Source organism: Pseudonocardia sp. CA-142604, assembly GCF_050948475.1.
In the GTDB taxonomy this organism is placed as follows: domain Bacteria; phylum Actinomycetota; class Actinomycetes; order Mycobacteriales; family Pseudonocardiaceae; genus Pseudonocardia; species Pseudonocardia alaniniphila.
This window is the reverse complement of record NZ_CP192045.1, coordinates 7,339,289-7,354,680: the sequence shown is the minus strand read 5'-3', so window position 1 is coordinate 7,354,680 and position 15,392 is coordinate 7,339,289. Positions and strand designations below refer to the sequence as shown.

14 protein-coding genes are annotated in these 15,392 nt (G+C 72.0%); 8 read left to right on the top strand and 6 right to left on the bottom strand.

The window, feature by feature from the left end:
- Window positions 1-53 precede the first annotated feature (53 nt).
- A complete protein-coding gene (gene pgm / locus ACQPZQ_RS33345) occupies window positions 54-1,682 on the top strand; it encodes a phosphoglucomutase (alpha-D-glucose-1,6-bisphosphate-dependent) (protein ID WP_433287461.1) in 1,629 nt (542 codons plus the stop codon).
- Between the two features lie 20 nt (window positions 1,683-1,702).
- Here the strand turns inward: pgm and ACQPZQ_RS33340 are convergent, their stop codons facing one another.
- Together ACQPZQ_RS33340 and ACQPZQ_RS33335 are read right to left on the bottom strand one after the other, a co-directional pair.
- Complete coding sequence (locus tag ACQPZQ_RS33340) at window positions 1,703-1,939, bottom strand: hypothetical protein (RefSeq protein WP_433287459.1); 237 nt, start codon at window positions 1,937-1,939, stop codon at window positions 1,703-1,705.
- Window positions 1,940-2,051: 112 nt separating this feature from the next.
- Complete coding sequence (locus tag ACQPZQ_RS33335) at window positions 2,052-3,755, bottom strand: hypothetical protein (protein ID WP_433287457.1); 1,704 nt, start codon at window positions 3,753-3,755, stop codon at window positions 2,052-2,054.
- Window positions 3,756-3,921: 166 nt separating this feature from the next.
- On the opposite strand from ACQPZQ_RS33335, the gene ACQPZQ_RS33330 reads away from it, so the two are divergent.
- The 3 genes from ACQPZQ_RS33330 to ACQPZQ_RS33320 are packed head-to-tail and all read left to right on the top strand — an operon-like array spanning window position 3,922 to window position 7,144.
- Window positions 3,922-5,073 (top strand): Gfo/Idh/MocA family protein, encoded by a 1,152-nt coding sequence (locus ACQPZQ_RS33330; protein WP_433287455.1) that lies wholly within the window; start codon window positions 3,922-3,924, stop codon window positions 5,071-5,073.
- Complete coding sequence (locus ACQPZQ_RS33325) at window positions 5,070-6,251, top strand: dihydrodipicolinate synthase family protein (protein WP_433287453.1); 1,182 nt, start codon at window positions 5,070-5,072, stop codon at window positions 6,249-6,251. The genes ACQPZQ_RS33330 and ACQPZQ_RS33325 overlap by 4 nt, the downstream gene beginning before the upstream one ends.
- Complete coding sequence (locus ACQPZQ_RS33320; protein WP_433287451.1) at window positions 6,248-7,144, top strand: sugar phosphate isomerase/epimerase family protein; 897 nt, start codon at window positions 6,248-6,250, stop codon at window positions 7,142-7,144. The genes ACQPZQ_RS33325 and ACQPZQ_RS33320 overlap by 4 nt, the downstream gene beginning before the upstream one ends.
- 21 nt (window positions 7,145-7,165) lie before the next feature.
- On the opposite strand, the gene ACQPZQ_RS33315 is transcribed toward ACQPZQ_RS33320, so the two are convergent.
- Window positions 7,166-7,783 (bottom strand): class I SAM-dependent methyltransferase, encoded by a 618-nt coding sequence (locus tag ACQPZQ_RS33315; protein ID WP_433287449.1) that lies wholly within the window; start codon window positions 7,781-7,783, stop codon window positions 7,166-7,168.
- An 81-nt stretch (window positions 7,784-7,864) separates the two neighbouring features.
- Here ACQPZQ_RS33315 and ACQPZQ_RS33310 point away from each other — a divergent pair, with 81 nt between their 5' ends.
- The 3 genes from ACQPZQ_RS33310 (at window position 7,865) to ACQPZQ_RS33300 (ending at window position 9,929) form a co-directional block, all read left to right on the top strand.
- The gene (locus ACQPZQ_RS33310) at window positions 7,865-8,176 is read left to right on the top strand and encodes a hypothetical protein (protein WP_433287447.1); all 312 of its coding nucleotides are present in this window, start codon (window positions 7,865-7,867) and stop codon (window positions 8,174-8,176) included.
- A 75-nt stretch (window positions 8,177-8,251) separates the two neighbouring features.
- On the top strand, window positions 8,252-8,923 hold the full coding sequence (locus tag ACQPZQ_RS33305; protein WP_433287445.1) for an MBL fold metallo-hydrolase: 672 nt from the start codon (window positions 8,252-8,254) through the stop codon (window positions 8,921-8,923).
- 37 nt (window positions 8,924-8,960) lie between these two features.
- Window positions 8,961-9,929 carry an NADPH:quinone oxidoreductase family protein gene (locus ACQPZQ_RS33300; RefSeq protein WP_433287443.1) on the top strand — a complete coding sequence of 323 codons (969 nt, stop codon included), beginning with the start codon at window positions 8,961-8,963 and terminating at the stop codon, window positions 9,927-9,929.
- A 45-nt stretch (window positions 9,930-9,974) separates the two neighbouring features.
- Here ACQPZQ_RS33300 and ACQPZQ_RS33295 read toward each other — a convergent pair whose 3' ends face one another.
- From ACQPZQ_RS33295 to ACQPZQ_RS33285, 3 genes are all read right to left on the bottom strand, one after another.
- Complete coding sequence (locus ACQPZQ_RS33295; protein WP_433287441.1) at window positions 9,975-11,744, bottom strand: BCCT family transporter; 1,770 nt, start codon at window positions 11,742-11,744, stop codon at window positions 9,975-9,977.
- 170 nt (window positions 11,745-11,914) lie between these two features.
- Entirely contained in the window at window positions 11,915-12,319 is a 405-nt protein-coding gene (locus tag ACQPZQ_RS33290; protein ID WP_433287439.1) for a PPOX class F420-dependent oxidoreductase, read from the bottom strand.
- 74 nt (window positions 12,320-12,393) lie between these two features.
- Window positions 12,394-12,900, bottom strand: coding sequence for an Lrp/AsnC family transcriptional regulator (locus ACQPZQ_RS33285; RefSeq protein ID WP_433287437.1), 507 nt, complete (start codon window positions 12,898-12,900; stop codon window positions 12,394-12,396).
- Between the two features lie 125 nt (window positions 12,901-13,025).
- Here ACQPZQ_RS33285 and ACQPZQ_RS33280 point away from each other — a divergent pair, with 125 nt between their 5' ends.
- Complete coding sequence (locus tag ACQPZQ_RS33280) at window positions 13,026-15,374, top strand: transketolase-like TK C-terminal-containing protein (protein ID WP_433287435.1); 2,349 nt, start codon at window positions 13,026-13,028, stop codon at window positions 15,372-15,374.
- The last annotated feature ends 18 nt before the right edge of the window (window positions 15,375-15,392 follow it).

Sequence of the window (15,392 nt, the reverse complement as noted above, 5' to 3'; positions counted from 1 at the left end):
ATCGCGATGGCAAGGTGATTCCGACCCCCGCCACAGCAGCTTACGGAGCCTTCATGTCGATCGATCCCCGCGCCGGAACCCCCGCCCAGGCAGGCGATCTCGTCGACGTCGACGCATTGCTGGCCGCGTACCACGACCGTCATCCCGACCCTTCCGACCCGGGTGAGCGGGTGTCGTTCGGGACGTCCGGGCACCGCGGTTCCTCGCTGCGCACCACGTTCAACGACGATCACATCGCCGCCACCAGCCAGGCGATCTGCGAGTACCGGGCGGCCCACGGCACGACGGGCCCGCTGTTCATCGGCCGGGACACACACGCGCTCTCGGAGCCGGCGTGGATCACCGCCATCGAGGTGTTCCAGGCCAACGACGTGCACGTGCTCGCAGACGGAGACAACGCCTTCACGCCGACGCCCGCCGTCTCCCACGCGATCCTCACGCACAACCGGGCGCGGGTGAGCGGGGTGGCCGACGGGGTCGTCGTCACCCCGTCGCACAACCCGCCCGCCGACGGTGGCTTCAAGTACAACCCGCCCGACGGCGGCCCGGCCGACACCGACGCCACGAGCTGGATCGCCACGCGGGCCAACGAGCTCCTCGCCGGGAAGCTGTCCGGGGTGCGGCGCAACCGGATCGATCGCCAGGAGCTGGGGCGATACGACTTCCTCGGCGAATACGTCTCCGACCTGCCCTCCGTGCTGAACCTCGACGCCATCCGTGAAGCGGGCGTGCGGATCGGCGCCGACCCGCTCGGCGGCGCGAGCGTGGCCTACTGGGGCGCGATCGCGGAGCGGTACCGGCTGGATCTCACCGTCGTCAACGCGGCCGTGGACCCGCAGTTCGGCTTCATGACGCTCGACTGGGACGGCAAGATCCGGATGGACTGCTCGTCGCCCTACGCGATGGCCTCCCTCGTGGAGCGCCGCGGTGACTTCCGGATCGCCACCGGCAACGACGCCGACGCCGACCGCCACGGCATCGTCACCGCCGACGGGCTCATGAACCCCAACCACTTCCTCGCCGTCGCCATCGGCTACCTCTACGGCCACCGTCCGGGCTGGTCGCCGGCCGCAGGCGTCGGCAAGACCGCCGTGAGCTCGTCCATGATCGACCGGGTGGCAGCCGACCTCGGCCGCAAGCTCGTGGAGACGCCCGTCGGGTTCAAGTGGTTCGTGCCCGGGCTGATCGACGGCACCATCGGCTTCGGGGGCGAGGAGAGCGCCGGTGCGTCGTTCCTGCGCACCGACGGGTCCGTCTGGACCACCGACAAGGACGGAATCATCCTCGCGCTGCTCGCGTCGGAGATCGCCGCCGTCACCGGGGAGACGCCGAGCGAGCGCTACCGCGCGCTGACGGAGAAGTTCGGCGAGCCCGCCTACGCCCGTATCGACGTCGCGACCGATCCGGAGTCGAAGGCCAAGCTGGGCAAGCTGTCGGCGCAGGACGTGACCGCCACGGAGCTGGCGGGCGACCCGATCACCGAGCGGCTCACCTCCGCGCCCGGCAACGGCGCCCCGCTGGGCGGGCTCAAGGTCGTCACCGAGGGCGGATGGTTCGCGGCGCGCCCGTCGGGCACGGAGGACGTCTACAAGGTCTACGCCGAGAGCTTCCGCGGGCCCGAGCACCTCGCCCGGATCCAGGACGAGGCGCGGCAGGTGGTGGAAACCGCGCTGAAGGCGTGATCGCAGGCCCGAGGGCGGGGTCAGGGGGCCGGTGCCGGCGTGGGCGGCGCGTCGACGTCGGTGGCCGAGCTGTCCGCGGCGCCGAGGGCGAGCAGGATGGCGGCCATCGCGAATGTCGCGAGCTCTCCCCGCCGACCGGAATGCCGCGGCGCTTCAGGGTGGGCGTCCGACGCGAGCTCCGGCGACTCCTGCCGCTGTTCCGGGATGACGATCCAGTGCTTGGGTGCTCCGGACCAGCTCGAGTAGGGGTCGCACATCGCCGCTGTTCTCCTCCGTGCGGACGGGCGGCGACAGCCGCCCGATTCCTACTCGCACAGCGCGATACCGATGTGACAGGGCGGTTTCGCGGCCACCCGAACGGATGACCGGTCAGGGGCGACGTGCTCGCGCGTCGCACTCGACACGCGGCTGGGCCCCGGTGGCGGGCGCTCGCAGCGCGGCCGCCGGACGCCCGCGCCACCGCACCGCCTCGCGGCCGGGCACACCGGCGCGGGAGAGCGCGAACAGGGCGAGCTCCCGGTGCGCCGGCTCCTCCACCCGCTGGAGGTAGCGCATGATCTCCTGCGCTGCGGCCCGTCCGCTGCGGGCGCGCACCCAGGCCGTCAGCTCGGCGTCGACGACCTCGGGGCGCAGGCCCGTGCAACGCACGCAGACGTACTCGATGTCCTCGTCGGCCATCTCGCCCGCGAGCGGCGCGTGCACTCCCTGGTCGGTGAGCATCTCCTGCACGGCCCAGAGTCCGATCGGCGTCAGCGAGACCAGCGTGGGGTCCGGGTCGTCACGCCCGGCGAGCTCGATCAGCTCGTCCTGGTTCTCACCGTCGAGGCTCTCGGACAGGTGCACGGCGCCGAGCAGCTCCAGCGCGTCGAGCAGGGCCGTGACGTCGCGGCGCCACAGCCGGTGCTCGACGTCGCCGGCGAGGTCGTCGACGACGCATCCCATCCGCTCGTTGACGGTGTCGCGCACGACGCGGTGGAACAGCTCCACCGGGATCGGGTCCCCGCCTGCGGAGTAGAGCTGGAACAGCAGGATCGGGAAGGCCTCCCCGAGGCTCATCCCGAACAGCGACGGCGCGCCGAACACGTTGCTGCCGCCGAAGTGCTCGCCGATGCCGCCCACGGCCTCGAACGCCCGCCGCCACAGCTCGATCGGCCGGCTGAGGAGCGGAGCCGCGCTCTTGACCTGCAGCAGCCGTCCGCGCACCACACGCACGAGCCGCGCCTGCCTGGCCCAGTGCAGCAGGAGGCTGATCTCCGGGAGGTCGTCGCTTGTACGGGCGTGATCGCGGCTGAAATGGTCGAGGTCGAGGGCGTCGGCCACGGCGCGGGCGTCGGAGAGCAGGAGCCTGCCCTCCCGCGTGACCGCGCGCCCGGCGCGCACCCACCGCGTGAAGGCCCGCAGCCGGGAGACCGCGACGCTGGAGTCGGCGGCCGCCAGCATCTGCGCGGCGCTGGGCAGGAGCACGGGCGCCAGCTCGGGCCGCGCGGGTTCGGTGGTCTCGTTCTCCTGGCGGCGCCGGATCTCGTCGAGCGCGTCCCGGTTGATCTCCAGCTCCCCGGCGTGCACCTGCGACAGGAACCGGGCGACGGCAGCGGGGTCGGCCGTCGCGACGCCGTGGCGCAGCATCTGCACCGCCCAGAACGTGCCGAGGTCGTGGTTGCGCTCGTCGTCGAGGGCGTCGTGCAGGGCCGGCGTCGAGTCGGAGACCTGCGCGTGCAGCTCGGCGGGCGCGGCGGAGCGGGAGTCGAGCCAGTCGTGGTCGGCGAGGAAGCCGATCAGGGCGTGCAGCGCGGTGGGGACGGCGTCGCGATCGTCCTCGAGCAGCGCGACCGTGCGCGGGAACCACACGGCCAGCGCGTCGGCGACGTGCTCGCGTGTCCAGTGGCCGAGTCGGCCGTCGACGCTGTGCTTGTGGTCGAGCGCCGCGGCGACGAGTGACGGTTCCACCTCGATGCCACGTCGGCGGGCCCAGGCGACGATGTGCAGGCGCAGGCGGTCGCGGACGGCCGAGTACTCCTCATGATCGTCGGAGCGGAAGACGAGACGCACTCCGCCCACCCTGTCAGTTGCCACCGAACGGACTACACCCGGGGCGCCGCCAACGTTGTCTCGCGGGGTGCTAGCCGCGCCGGTCTTGCCGCTCCGTCGCCGTGCACCCTATCCTCGGAAAGCGCTTACATGCGCGTCATCCGACGCCGGGCCATTCACCGCCGAAGCCCGGAGAGAGCAGGTAGAGCCCATGTCAGGACCCACCGTCCGCATCGTCATGAACGGCGTGACCGGGCGGATGGGCTACCGCCAGCACCTCGTCCGCTCCGTGCTCGCGATCCGTGACGACGGCGGGGTGCTGCGTCCCGACGGCACCCGCCTCCAGATCGAGCCGGTGCTCGTGGGTCGCAGCCGCGACAAGCTGGCCGACATCGCCCGCCGCCACGACATCGACCTCTTTCACACCGATCTCGACGCCGCCCTCGCCGAGGAGGGGGCGTCGATCTACTTCGACTCCCAGGTCACGAGCGAGCACAAGAAGGCGATCCTGCGGGCGATCGCCGCGGGCAAACACGTTTTCACGGAGAAGCCGCTCGCCGAGTCGGTGGACGAGGGCATGGAGCTCGTCGAGGCGGCCCGCGCCGCCGGGATCGTCGACGGGGTCGTGCACGACAAGATCTATCTGCCCGGCCTGATCAAACTGAAGCGGCTGATCGACTCCGGGTTCTTCGGCCGGATCCTGTCGGTGCGCGGGGAGTTCGGCTACTGGGTGTTCGAGGGCGACATGCTGCCCGCGCAGCGGCCGAGCTGGAACTACCGCGCCGAGGACGGCGGCGGCATCACGCTCGACATGTACTGCCACTGGAGCTACGTGCTCGAGCACCTGTTCGGCGGCGTCGAGGCCGTGATGACCAGGTCCGTCACGCACATCCCGCACCGCTTCGACGAGCAGGGCAACCGCTACGAGGCCACCGCCGACGACGCTGCCTACGGGATCTTCGAGCTGGCAGGCGGCGTCATCGCCCAGATCAACTCGTCGTGGGCGGTGCGGGTGGACCGCAAGGAGCTCGTCGAGTTCCAGGTGGACGGCACGCACGGCTCCGCGGTGGCAGGCCTCTTCGGGTGCCGCATCCAGCCCCGGGTGCGCACGCCCAAGCCGGTGTGGAACCCCGACGTGCCGACCGACCAGGACTTCCGCGCTCAGTGGGAGGAGGTGCCCGACAACCAGGAGTTCACCAACGGCTTCCGCGCCCAATGGGAGCGCTTCCTCCTCGACGCCGACGCGGGACGGCCCCATCCCTACGACTTCATGAGTGGAGTGCGCGGTCTGCGGCTGGTGGCCGCGGCGCTGAAGTCCTCGGCCGAGGGCGTACGCGTGGAGCTGCCGGGAGCGTCGGCATGACGCAGGTCGTCTCGCGCACCGGCCGGCGGATCGACCTACCGGTCGCCGGGGGCGGCTGGCGCACCGTCGAGCTCGCCGAACCCCGGCAGTGGGCCCAGCACCCCGGGCCCTACCGCAGCCGGGTGGCCTTCGCCGCCGCTCACGTCGCCGCCGACCCGTGGGGCGAGAACGTCCCCGGTGCTCCCGCCGCGGTCGACTGGGACGCCACGCTCGCGTTCCGCCGCCACCTCTTCTCCTACGGCCTCGGCGTCGCCGAGGCGATGGACACCGCGCAGCGCAACATGGGCCTCGACTGGGTGGCCGTCCAGGAGTTGGTGCGCCGCAGCGCCGAGCAGGCGAGGGCCGACGGCGCCCGGATCGCGGCCGGAGCAGGCACCGACCACCGCACCGACCTCACCTCGATCGACGACGTCATCGCCGCGTACGGCGAGCAGGTCGAGTTCGTCGAGGGAACCGGCGCCCAGGTGATCCTGATGGCCTCGCGTCAGTTGGCCGCGCTCGCGTCCGGTCCGGACGACTACCTGCGCGTCTACGACGAGCTGCTGCGCCAGGTCAGGGAGCCGGTGATCCTGCACTGGCTCGGCGAGGCCTTCGACCCGCAGCTGCGCGGCTATTGGGGCTCCACCGACATCCCGACGGCGACGGCGACGTTCCTGCAGCTCGTCGAATCGCACGCGGCGAAGGTCGACGGCGTGAAGGTGTCGCTGCTCTCGGCAGAGCACGAGATCGGGTTGCGCGCCGCGCTCCCGGCGGGCGTGCGCCTCTACACCGGCGACGACTTCAACTACCCGGAGCTGATCCGCGGCGACGGCACCCACCATTCGGACGCGCTGCTGGGCGCGTTCTCCGCCATCGCCCCGGCGGCGTCGGCCGCACTGGCGGCACTCGACGACGGCGACGTCCACCGTTACGACGCAGAGCTGGCCCCCACTCTCGCGCTGTCGCGGCACGTGTTCGCGGCGCCGACCTTCTACTACAAGACCGGCATCGCCTTCCTGGCCTGGCTCTGCGGCCACCAGCCCGGGTTCACGATGGTGGGTGGCCTGCAGTCGGCGCGGTCGATCGTGCACCTCGCGGAGGCGTTTGCGCTGGCCAACGACGCGCGGCTGGTCCCAGACCCCGAACGCGCCGCCGAGAAGTTCCGCGGGCTGCTCGCGGTGGCCGGGGCGACGCGGTGACGGCCGTGCTCGACGTCCCCAGCGGCGCGCCCGCCCGTATCGGCACGCCCGAGCCGGGGGACCCACGCCTCGCACGGCTGTCGCTCAACCAGCGCACCACCGCGCACTGGAGCTTGCGCGAGGCGATCGACGGCGCAGTGGCAGCAGGCCTGCCTGCGATCGGGCTTTGGCGGGAGCCGGTGGCCGAGGTCGGTGTCGACACGGCCCGCCGCTGGGTGGACGACGCGGGCCTGCGCGTCTCGTCGCTGTGCCGCGGCGGGTTCTTCACCGCGTCCGACCCTGCCGCGCGCGCCACGGCCCACGAGGACAACCTGCGTGCCATCGACGAGGCCGCGGCGCTCGGCACCCGGGTGCTGGTGCTCGTCCCCGGTGGCCTGCCGGCGGGCGACAAGGACCTCACCGGCGCCAGAGCGCGCGCGGCCGAGTCGATCGCGGCGCTGGTGCCGCACGCCGTGCAACGGGGAGTCACCCTCGGCATCGAGCCGATGAACCCGATCTACGCCGCCGACCGCGGGGTCGTCTCCACCTTGGCGCAGGCACTGGAGATCGCCGAGGCGTTCGCCCCGCACGAGGTCGGCGTGGTCGCCGACACCTTCCACCTCTGGTGGGAGCCGGGTGTGCACGCCCGGATCGCCGCGGCGGGCGAACGGATCCTGAGCTACCAGATCTGCGACTGGATCACCCCGCTCCCGGCCGACACGCTGCTCGCTCGCGGGATGATGGGCGACGGCCACGTCGACTTCCCCGCCTTCACGAAGGCGGTCGCGGCATCGGGCTACACGGGCGACGTCGAGGTGGAGATCTTCCACGCCGACGTCTGGGCCGCGCCGGGGGACCAGGTGCTCGCCACCCTCGCGCGCCGCTACGTCGAGCTGGTGGAGCCCTACCTCTGAGCCGGTGTGTCTGCCGGAGATTCAGTCGCCGTGGCGGCGCAGCGGTTTCCGTGCCACGTAGACCACGGCGGGTGGCAGGTTCCTCCACACCGCCGGAGTGATCGTCACCTCGCCGAAGTGCGCTCGCAGGTCGGCGAGCTGCTGCCGGGCGGGAGGTGCCCAGCGCGTCCAGGTGTAGGCGAACTGGGTGAAGACGCCGCCCGGCGCGAGCGCATCGGTGATCACGGCGTGCAGGCCGCGCCCGTCCGGGCCGGGGGAGTAGGCCACCCACGGCAGCCCGCTCACCACGCCGTCGACGGCCGTGATCCCCCGGTCGGCGAGCAGCGCGGGCAGCTCACGGGCGTCGCCGAGCACCACGTCGACCTCGGGATGGCGCTGCCTGAGCAGCTGTGCCCAACCCGGGTTGAGCTCCACGGCGATGTGCCGGACCCGCCCGCCGGTGCGTTCCTGGATGGCGCGGGTGAACGCGCCGGTGCCCGGGCCGAGCTCCACCACCACGGGGTCGCCGGTGGTGGCCAGTGGCGCCGTCATCGCGGCGGCGAGCGCCGCGGAGCTGGGGGCGACAGCCGCGGTGTTGAGGGGGTGACGGACGAACTCGCGCAGGAACAGGCCGGTGTCTGCCCACGGCGACCGCGACATGATCAGCACCGTAGCGGGGTACCGCCTCGGAGCCGCGCGCCGGTACCGTCGAGGTGATGGCTGTCACCTGAGGGGGTACTCGTGCATCCGCACCGACTGCAGCAGCTCGTCGCGTCCGTTCCGGACAACATCACTTCGGAGCAGCGGGCCCGTCTGCTCGCCCACGTGCAGACCTCGGACGGCTGCCGGGCCCGCGCGGCCCGGGTGCGCCACGAGCTGAGCCAGGCCCTCGACGGCGGCGATTGCGGCGTGGACCGTGCGCTCGACCTGGCCTGCGAGCTCGACACCCTCGATCGTGTCCAGGAGCGGGTTGACGGGTGGCTCGGCGTGCTCGTGGACGAGCTGACCCATGTGCCGCGGGTCGTGCGCTACGACGACGGCGTGCCGGCCTGACGGTTACTCCCTGAGCTGATCCTCCGAGGGCGAAACCGGACGAGGCGACGCCGTCAGCGGTCCTACGGTCGCCCCATGGACCTCCTGGAGCTGGCGCCCCGACTACACCTGCTGCGCTTCTCGGTGGGCCAGGCCTACCTGTGGCAGGACGGCGACGACCTGACGTTGATCGACACGGGACCCGCCGGTTCCGCACCGGCCATCGCCGCCGCGGTCCACGGTCTCGGCACGCTGCGACGAGTGGTGCTCACCCACTTCCACGACGACCACACCGGCTCCGCTGCCGAGATCGGATCATGGCCCGGCGTCACCGTGCTCGCCCACGGTGCTGACGCGCCGATCATCCGCGGGGAGCGACCAGGGCCACCCCCCGACTTCAGCGAGGCCGAGCGCGAGCTGCACGCCCGTGTCGCGCACGGCCTGCCACCCGCCCCGCCTGCCCGCGTCGACGTCGAGCTGCACGGCGGCGAGGACCTCGACATCGGTGCGGGCGCCCGGGTGCTGCACGTGCCCGGCCACACCGACGGCAGCATCGCCCTGCAGCTGGCCGATCGGGTCCTGTTCACCGGCGACGTGATCGCGGAGCACGGCGGAGAGCTGATGCTCGGCCCGTTCAACCTCGACCGCGACCGCGCCGCAGCGTCGATGCGCCGGCTGGCCGCCCTGGACGTCGACATCGCGTGCTTCGGGCACGGCGACGCACTGGTCGGCAGGGCAGGTGAGCGGCTGCGTCACCTGCATGGGTGAGGATGGGGGCAGGTGACCCCTACGGAGAGGTAGCAACGTGCGTTCGGTGCAGGTGGTGCGGTTGGACGGCCCGGCGGCGGTCGAGGTGCGGGACGTCCCGGAGCCTCAGCGACGAGCCGACGAGGTGCTGATCGAGGTACGTGCCGCCGGCGTGAACTTTCCCGACGTGCTGCGGAGCAAGGGCCTCTACCAGTACAAGTCCGACCTCCCGTTCGTCCTGGGGTCGGAGGTGGCCGGCGTCGTGCGGGAGGCCCCCGACGGGTCGCCGCTGACGCCGGGGCAGCGGGTCGTCGCGTTCAGCGACACCGGCGCCTTCGCCGAGGTGGTGGCGGTGGGCGCCGACCACGTCCTGCCCCTGCCCGACGAGGTGTCCTTCGCCGCGGGCGCGTGCCTGCCGATGAACTACCTGACCGCACACTTCGCGCTGCTCGTGCGCGGCCACCTGCAAGCCGGCCAGACAGTGCTCGTGCACGGGGCGGCCGGTGGGGTCGGCACGGCGTGCATCCAGCTCGCGGCGGCACTGGGCGCCCGGGTGGTGGCGGTGGTCTCCACCGCGGAGAAGGCCGAGGTGGCCCGCGCCGCCGGTGCCCACGAGACGGTGCTCGCCGACGGGTTCCGCGACGCCGTGAAGAGCCTCACCGCGGGTGCGGGCGTCGACCTCGTGGTCGACCCGGTCGGTGGCGACCGCTTCACCGACTCGCTGCGCTGCCTCGCGCCGGCGGGCAGGCTGCTCGTCATCGGCTTCACCGCGGGCGAGATCCCGACGGTGCGCGTGAACCGGCTGCTGCTCAACAACATCGACGTCGTCGGCGTCGGCTGGGGTGCCTACGCGCTCGCCCGGCCCGGTTACCTCGCCGAGCAGTGGGCCGCGCTGGAGCCGCACCTGCGATCGGGCGCCCTCGATCCCGTGATCTCCGAGACCTTCCCGTTGGTGCAGGCGGCGGACGCCTTGGCCCGGCTCGACGAGCGCAAGGTCACCGGCAAGGTCGTGCTCGAGACATCCTGAGCGCGCGGCCGCGGGACCACCTCCGGCCCGCGGCCGCTCCACTGGTCAGGTGCGCTCGGGTGGGGTGGCGTCGCCGGCCGCCCCGTTGCTGCCGCCCGCGTCCTCGACCGACCCGTGCATCCCCGGGTGCGGCTTCACCGAGACCACGAACCCGTCACGGTAGTGCTTCGTGCCGTAGTCGACCGCCTGCTCGACGACGGCCACGGAGCGCCGGTCGCGCAGCATGAGCGGGTCGTGGCGCAGGTCCTTCGCCAGCGCGACGCACAGCACCACCATCACCACCGCGAACGGCGCGGCCATGATGATCGTGATGTTCTGGATGCCGGTGAGCGCCTCGCCCTCGTCGCCCACGAGCAGCATGATGATCGCGATCGCACCCATCACGACGCCCCAGAACACCACCACCCAGCGGGCCGGGGCGATCGAGCCGCGCTGCGAGAGGGTGCCCATCACCACTGCTGCGGCGTCGGCACCGGACACGAAGAAGATCGCGATCAGCACCATCGCGATGATGCTGAGCACGTTGCCGAGCGGCAGCGTGTCGAGCAGCCCGAACAGCTGGGCCTCGGTGGGCTGGGAGGCGAGGTCGGTGCCGCTGCGCTGCAGGTTGATCGCCGCGCCGCCGAAGATCGCGAACCAGAGCAGGCTCACGAGGCTCGGGATGAGGATGACGCCCGTGATGAACTGCTTGATCGTGCGACCGCGGCTGATCCGGGCGATGAACATGCCGACGAAGGGGGTCCAGGAGATCCACCAGGCCCAGTAGAAGACCGTCCAGCCCGCCAGCCATTCGGCAGTGGCGTCGCCACCCGTGGCGGCGGTGCGGGCGGCCATCTGCGAGAGGTTGCCGAGGTAGTCGCCGATGGCCGTCGGGATCAGGTTGAGGATCAGGATGGTCGGCCCGGCGACGAACACGACGATCGCCAGCACCGCGGCGAGCACCATGTTGATGTTCGAGAGCCACTGGATGCCCTTGGCGACCCCGGTGACGGCCGAGCAGATGAACGCGATGGTCAGCACCGCGATGATCGCCACCAGCAGCAAGTCGCCCAGCGGCGGCAGCCCGTAGGCCTGCAGCCCACCACCGAGTTGCAGCGTGCCGAGCCCGAGGGACGCCGCGGAGCCGAAGAGCGTGGCGAAGATCGCGAGGATGTCGATCGCCCTGCCGAACGTGCCCTCGCTGCGCCGCTCGCCCAGGAGAGGCGCGAAGGCCGAGCTGATCAGCTGGCGGCGACCCTTGCGGAACGTGCTGTACGCAATCGCGAGACCGACCACCGCGTAGATCGCCCACGGGTGCAGCGTCCAGTGGAAGAGCGTGGTGGCCATCGCCACGTCCAGCGCCTCGGCCGAGTCCGCAGGCACGGTGCCCGGCGGCGGGCTCGTGAAGTGGGCGAGCGGCTCGCTGACGCCGTAGAACATCAGGCCGATGCCCATTCCGGCGCTGAACATCATCGCGACCCACGAGACGGTGCGGAACTCGGGTTTCTCGCCGTCGCGGCCCAGCGGGATCTTGCCGTACCGGCTGACCGCCAGCCACAGCGCGAACACCACGAAGCCGCTCGCGGCCAGTACGAACGCCCATCCGCCCGCGTTCATGACGCCGGCGAGCACCGCGGCGGCGACCGCGCTCAGCGTGTGGGTGGACAGCGTGCCCCAGACGATGAATGCGACGACGAGCGCCGCGGCCACACCGAAGACCCACCAGTCCACCGGCTGGCGTTGCTCTGCCGAACCTCCGGGGGAGGCCGCAGCCGGCGGGGTGGGATCGCTGCCCCCGGGCGTCTCGCTACTCCTGGGTGTCTCCGAAACGGTCATGGTCTGCGGCCCCGCTGGGCGGAGCCTCCCCCTCACGTGCGGATGAAGCGGATGAACGGGCGACGTTCGCGGATGGGTCACATTGCGTCCCCGAGGTGGCGCCGTCAACTTGAGTGCGGGCTACCGCAACCTTCTCGTTGTGTGAAAGGCGGGAACGTGAAACCTGTGGGTCAGGCGAAGCGGCCCCAGCCGTGCCAGGTCTCGATCTCGAGCACGCCGGTGACGCGGGGCCGGTCCCGCTGCGGGTACGGCTTGCCGATGTAGTGCTGGGCGATCTCGTCGATGTCGCGCAGATCGGGATCGTCGTGCAGGGTCAGCCTGCCCTGCAGGCTGACGTGGCTGCCCCAGTTGTCGCCGTCGAGCACCGTGATCGACACGCGGGGGTCGCGGCGGATGTGGTCGAGGCGACGGCGCTGCGCGTCCATGTTCACCAGGAGCTCTCCGTCGCGGTAGAGGTACCAGGTGGCCACGGTGACCGGTGCCCCGTCGCTGCGCACGGTGCCGATCACCGCGGGGTTGGCACGGTGCAGCATCTCGACGATCTCGGGTGCCAGGTCGCGTTTGGATCTGCTCATGGCGTGATCGTCACCCATCACCGCCGCGTGCGCAGTGCCAGGTCGAGCAGGTTGAGGCTCGCCGCGGAATTACCTCACTGCGGCCCCGATTGCCCGGAGCGCTGCTGCTCGGCGACACGCTGCAGCAGGGGGGAGAGGCGGTGTTCCACGAGCGTGCGCATCACGAGGGAGGTGTTGGTGCGCTCGACCCCCTCCGTGGCGAGTAACTGACCGGCGATGCGGTACAGGTCGTCGGCGTCGCGGGCGACGACCTGCACCAGCAGGTCGGTCGGTCCGGAGAGTCCGAGCACCTCCACCACTTCCGGCACCTCGGAGAGCGCTGCGGCCACCTCGTCGAGCCGGCGCTGCACGACCTGGACCGTGACGAAGGCGGTGAGCGGGTAGCCGAGCGCGGCTGGGTCGATCCGGCGCTCGAACGACCTGACCGCGCCCCGCGCCTCGAGCCCCGACAGCCGGGCCTGCACCGTGTTGCGGGATAGCCCGAGCCGCTCCGCCAGCGCGAGCACCGACGCCCGTGGGCTCTCGGTGAGCGCGAGCAGCAGCCGGGCGTCGGTGGCGTCGACGCCCTCCGCGTTGCGCATTCTGCCCGCTCCTTTCCCTCGCTGATCGTTCGTGCTTGAGCATTCTGCTCAACCAAACCGCCATCAGTTGTGCAGTCATCGTGGTGATGGTGCAGTTGAGCGGCAACTTTGGTCAGGAGGGCGTGATGACGAGCATTGAGGACCGGACGGGCGTCGCCGGGGGTGCGTCCGGGGCCGATCCGTCGGAGGTGCTGCGCGAGATCGAGCAGCGCGTGCTCTGGCTCGCCACCGCGATCGTGCACCACGCCAACCGCGTGCGCCCGAATCCGAGTGGGCTGAAGGTGGGCGGACACCAGGCGTCGAGTGCGTCGATGGTGACGATCATGACGGCGCTCTGGTTCGAGCACCTGCGCAGCGGCGACCGGGTGTCGGTGAAGCCGCACGCATCTCCGGTGCTGCACGCGATCAACTACCTGCTCGGGGAGCTCGACGAGCGCTACCTGACCACCCTGCGCGAGTACGGCGGACTGCAGAGCTACCCGAGCCGCTCCAAGGACCCCGACCCCGTGGACTACTCCACCGGTTCGGTCGGCATCGGTGCGACCGCCCCGATCTGGGGAGCGCTCGCCCGCCGGTACGTCACCTCCCTCGGGGCCGACCCGGGGACGGGCCGCCAGTACTCCCTGGTGGGGGACGCCGAGCTCGACGAGGGCGCCTGCTGGGAGGCGATCCTCGACCCGATGGTGGCCGAGCTGGGTGAGGTGGTGTGGATCGTCGACCTCAACCGGCAGTCGCTCGACCGCGTGGTGCCCAACATCGGCACCCCCCGGCTGCAGGGCATGTTCGACGCCGCCGGCTGGCAGGTGCTCACCGTGAAGTACGGGCGGCTGCTCGAGAAGCTCTTCACCCGGCCCGGCGGCCCTGCCCTGCGGCGCCGGATCGACGAGATGCCGAACCCGGAGTACCAGCGCCTGCTGCGCTGCACCCCCGCCCAGCTGCGCGAGCGACTGCCCGGCGACGATGCGGAGCTGGCCGGGCTCGTGGCCGAGCTCGACGACGCGACGCTGCACGCCGCCATCCGCAACCTCGGCGGCCACGACCTCGCCGCGCTCGGGGACGCCTTCGCGGAGATCGACGACTCGCGCCCCACGGTGATCTTCGCCTACACCGTGAAGGGCTACGGGCTCGCGAGCGAGGGGCACCCCCAGAACCATTCCTCGCTGCTCACGACCGAGCAGATGGAGCAGCTGGGCGGGGCCGTCGGAGCCTCCGTGGACGATCCGTGGGCGCGGTTCCCGGCCGGGAGTGCCGCTGCCCGGCTCTGCTCCTCGGTGGGCGCGCGGCTGCGCAGGGAACCGGTGGTGCGGGGCGCCGTGACCCGGATCCCGGCCGACATCGGCCGCACGCCGTCGGGCACCGCCACGACGCAGGCGGCGCTGGGCCGCGCGCTGCTCGACCTCACCCGCTCGGCTCCGGACGCCGCCCGGCGGGTGGTGACCCTCTGCCCGGACGTCAGCTCGTCGACGAACCTCGGCGGCTGGGTGAACAAGGTGGGGGTGTGGTCGGCCCGCGAGCGGGTGGACTGGTTCGCCGACGATCCCGAGACGATCCTGCACTGGCGCGAGCGGCCGACCGGTCAGCACCTGGAGCTGGGTATCGCCGAGACGAACCTCGTGGGGTTGCTGGGGGAGCTGGGCGCCACCTGGAGCCGCTGGGGTGAGCCGCTGCTGCCGATCGGCGTGCTCTACGACCCGTTCGTGGAGCGTGCACTCGAACCGTGGTCGTTCGGGATCTACGCGGGCGGCCAGTCGATCCTCGTCGGTACGCCGTCGGGGGTGTCGCTCGCGCCGGAGGGCGGGGCACACCAGTCGATCAGCACGCCGTCGGTGGGGCTGGAGCAGCCCGGCTGCATCAGCTACGACCCCGCCTTCGCCATCGACGTGGAGTGGACGCTGCTGGCCTCGCTGGCCCGGCTCGGCCGCCCCGACGGGACGTCCGCCTACCTGCGCCTCTCCACCCGTCCGGTGGACCAGACGCTCGCCGCGGTGCCCACCGACCCCGCCGCCAGGGAGCGCCGCCGTCGCCAGGTGGTGGCCGGTGCGTACCCGCTGCGCCGGGCGACGCAGGACGGCCGGGCCGTGGCTCCCGCGTTGACCATCGCCGCGATGGGCGCCGTGGTGCCGGAGGCACTGGCCGCGGCCGAGCGGCTGGAAGGGCTGGGGACGCCGACCGACGTGGTCTGCGTGACGAGCGCCGGGCTGCTGTTCGACGCGCAGCAGGCACGCGGCGGACGCGGGGACGCGGAGGCCTGGATTCTCGACGCCGCGTTCCCGGCCCGCCGCGCGACGCCGCTGGTGACCGTGCTGGACGGGCATCCCCACACGCTGGCCTTCCTGGCGGGGATCAACCAGGTGCGGGCCGCCCACCTGGGGGTGTCGCGGTTCGGGCAGTCCGGCGACCTCGACGACGTCTACCGCCACCACGGCCTGGACGCGGGCACCATCGTGAGTGCGGGGCTCGACCTGACCGCCTGAGCCGCCCCGGTGCACGAC

What these genes read in the sequence shown, in the direction of transcription:
- ACQPZQ_RS33295 (WP_433287441.1), bottom strand. Translation starts at nt 11,744, where the DNA reads ATGACCGTTTCGGAGACACCCAGGAGTAGCGAGACGCCCGGGGGCAGC.
- ACQPZQ_RS33330 (WP_433287455.1), top strand. Translation starts at nt 3,922, where the DNA reads ATGTCAGGACCCACCGTCCGCATCGTCATGAACGGCGTGACCGGGCGG.
- ACQPZQ_RS33290 (WP_433287439.1), bottom strand. Translation starts at nt 12,319, where the DNA reads ATGAGCAGATCCAAACGCGACCTGGCACCCGAGATCGTCGAGATGCTG.
- ACQPZQ_RS33285 (WP_433287437.1), bottom strand. Translation starts at nt 12,900, where the DNA reads ATGCGCAACGCGGAGGGCGTCGACGCCACCGACGCCCGGCTGCTGCTC.
- pgm (WP_433287461.1), top strand. Translation starts at nt 54, where the DNA reads ATGTCGATCGATCCCCGCGCCGGAACCCCCGCCCAGGCAGGCGATCTC.
- ACQPZQ_RS33315 (WP_433287449.1), bottom strand. Translation starts at nt 7,783, where the DNA reads ATGTCGCGGTCGCCGTGGGCAGACACCGGCCTGTTCCTGCGCGAGTTC.
- ACQPZQ_RS33340 (WP_433287459.1), bottom strand. Translation starts at nt 1,939, where the DNA reads ATGTGCGACCCCTACTCGAGCTGGTCCGGAGCACCCAAGCACTGGATC.
- ACQPZQ_RS33325 (WP_433287453.1), top strand. Translation starts at nt 5,070, where the DNA reads ATGACGCAGGTCGTCTCGCGCACCGGCCGGCGGATCGACCTACCGGTC.
- ACQPZQ_RS33280 (WP_433287435.1), top strand. Translation starts at nt 13,026, where the DNA reads ATGACGAGCATTGAGGACCGGACGGGCGTCGCCGGGGGTGCGTCCGGG.
- ACQPZQ_RS33305 (WP_433287445.1), top strand. Translation starts at nt 8,252, where the DNA reads ATGGACCTCCTGGAGCTGGCGCCCCGACTACACCTGCTGCGCTTCTCG.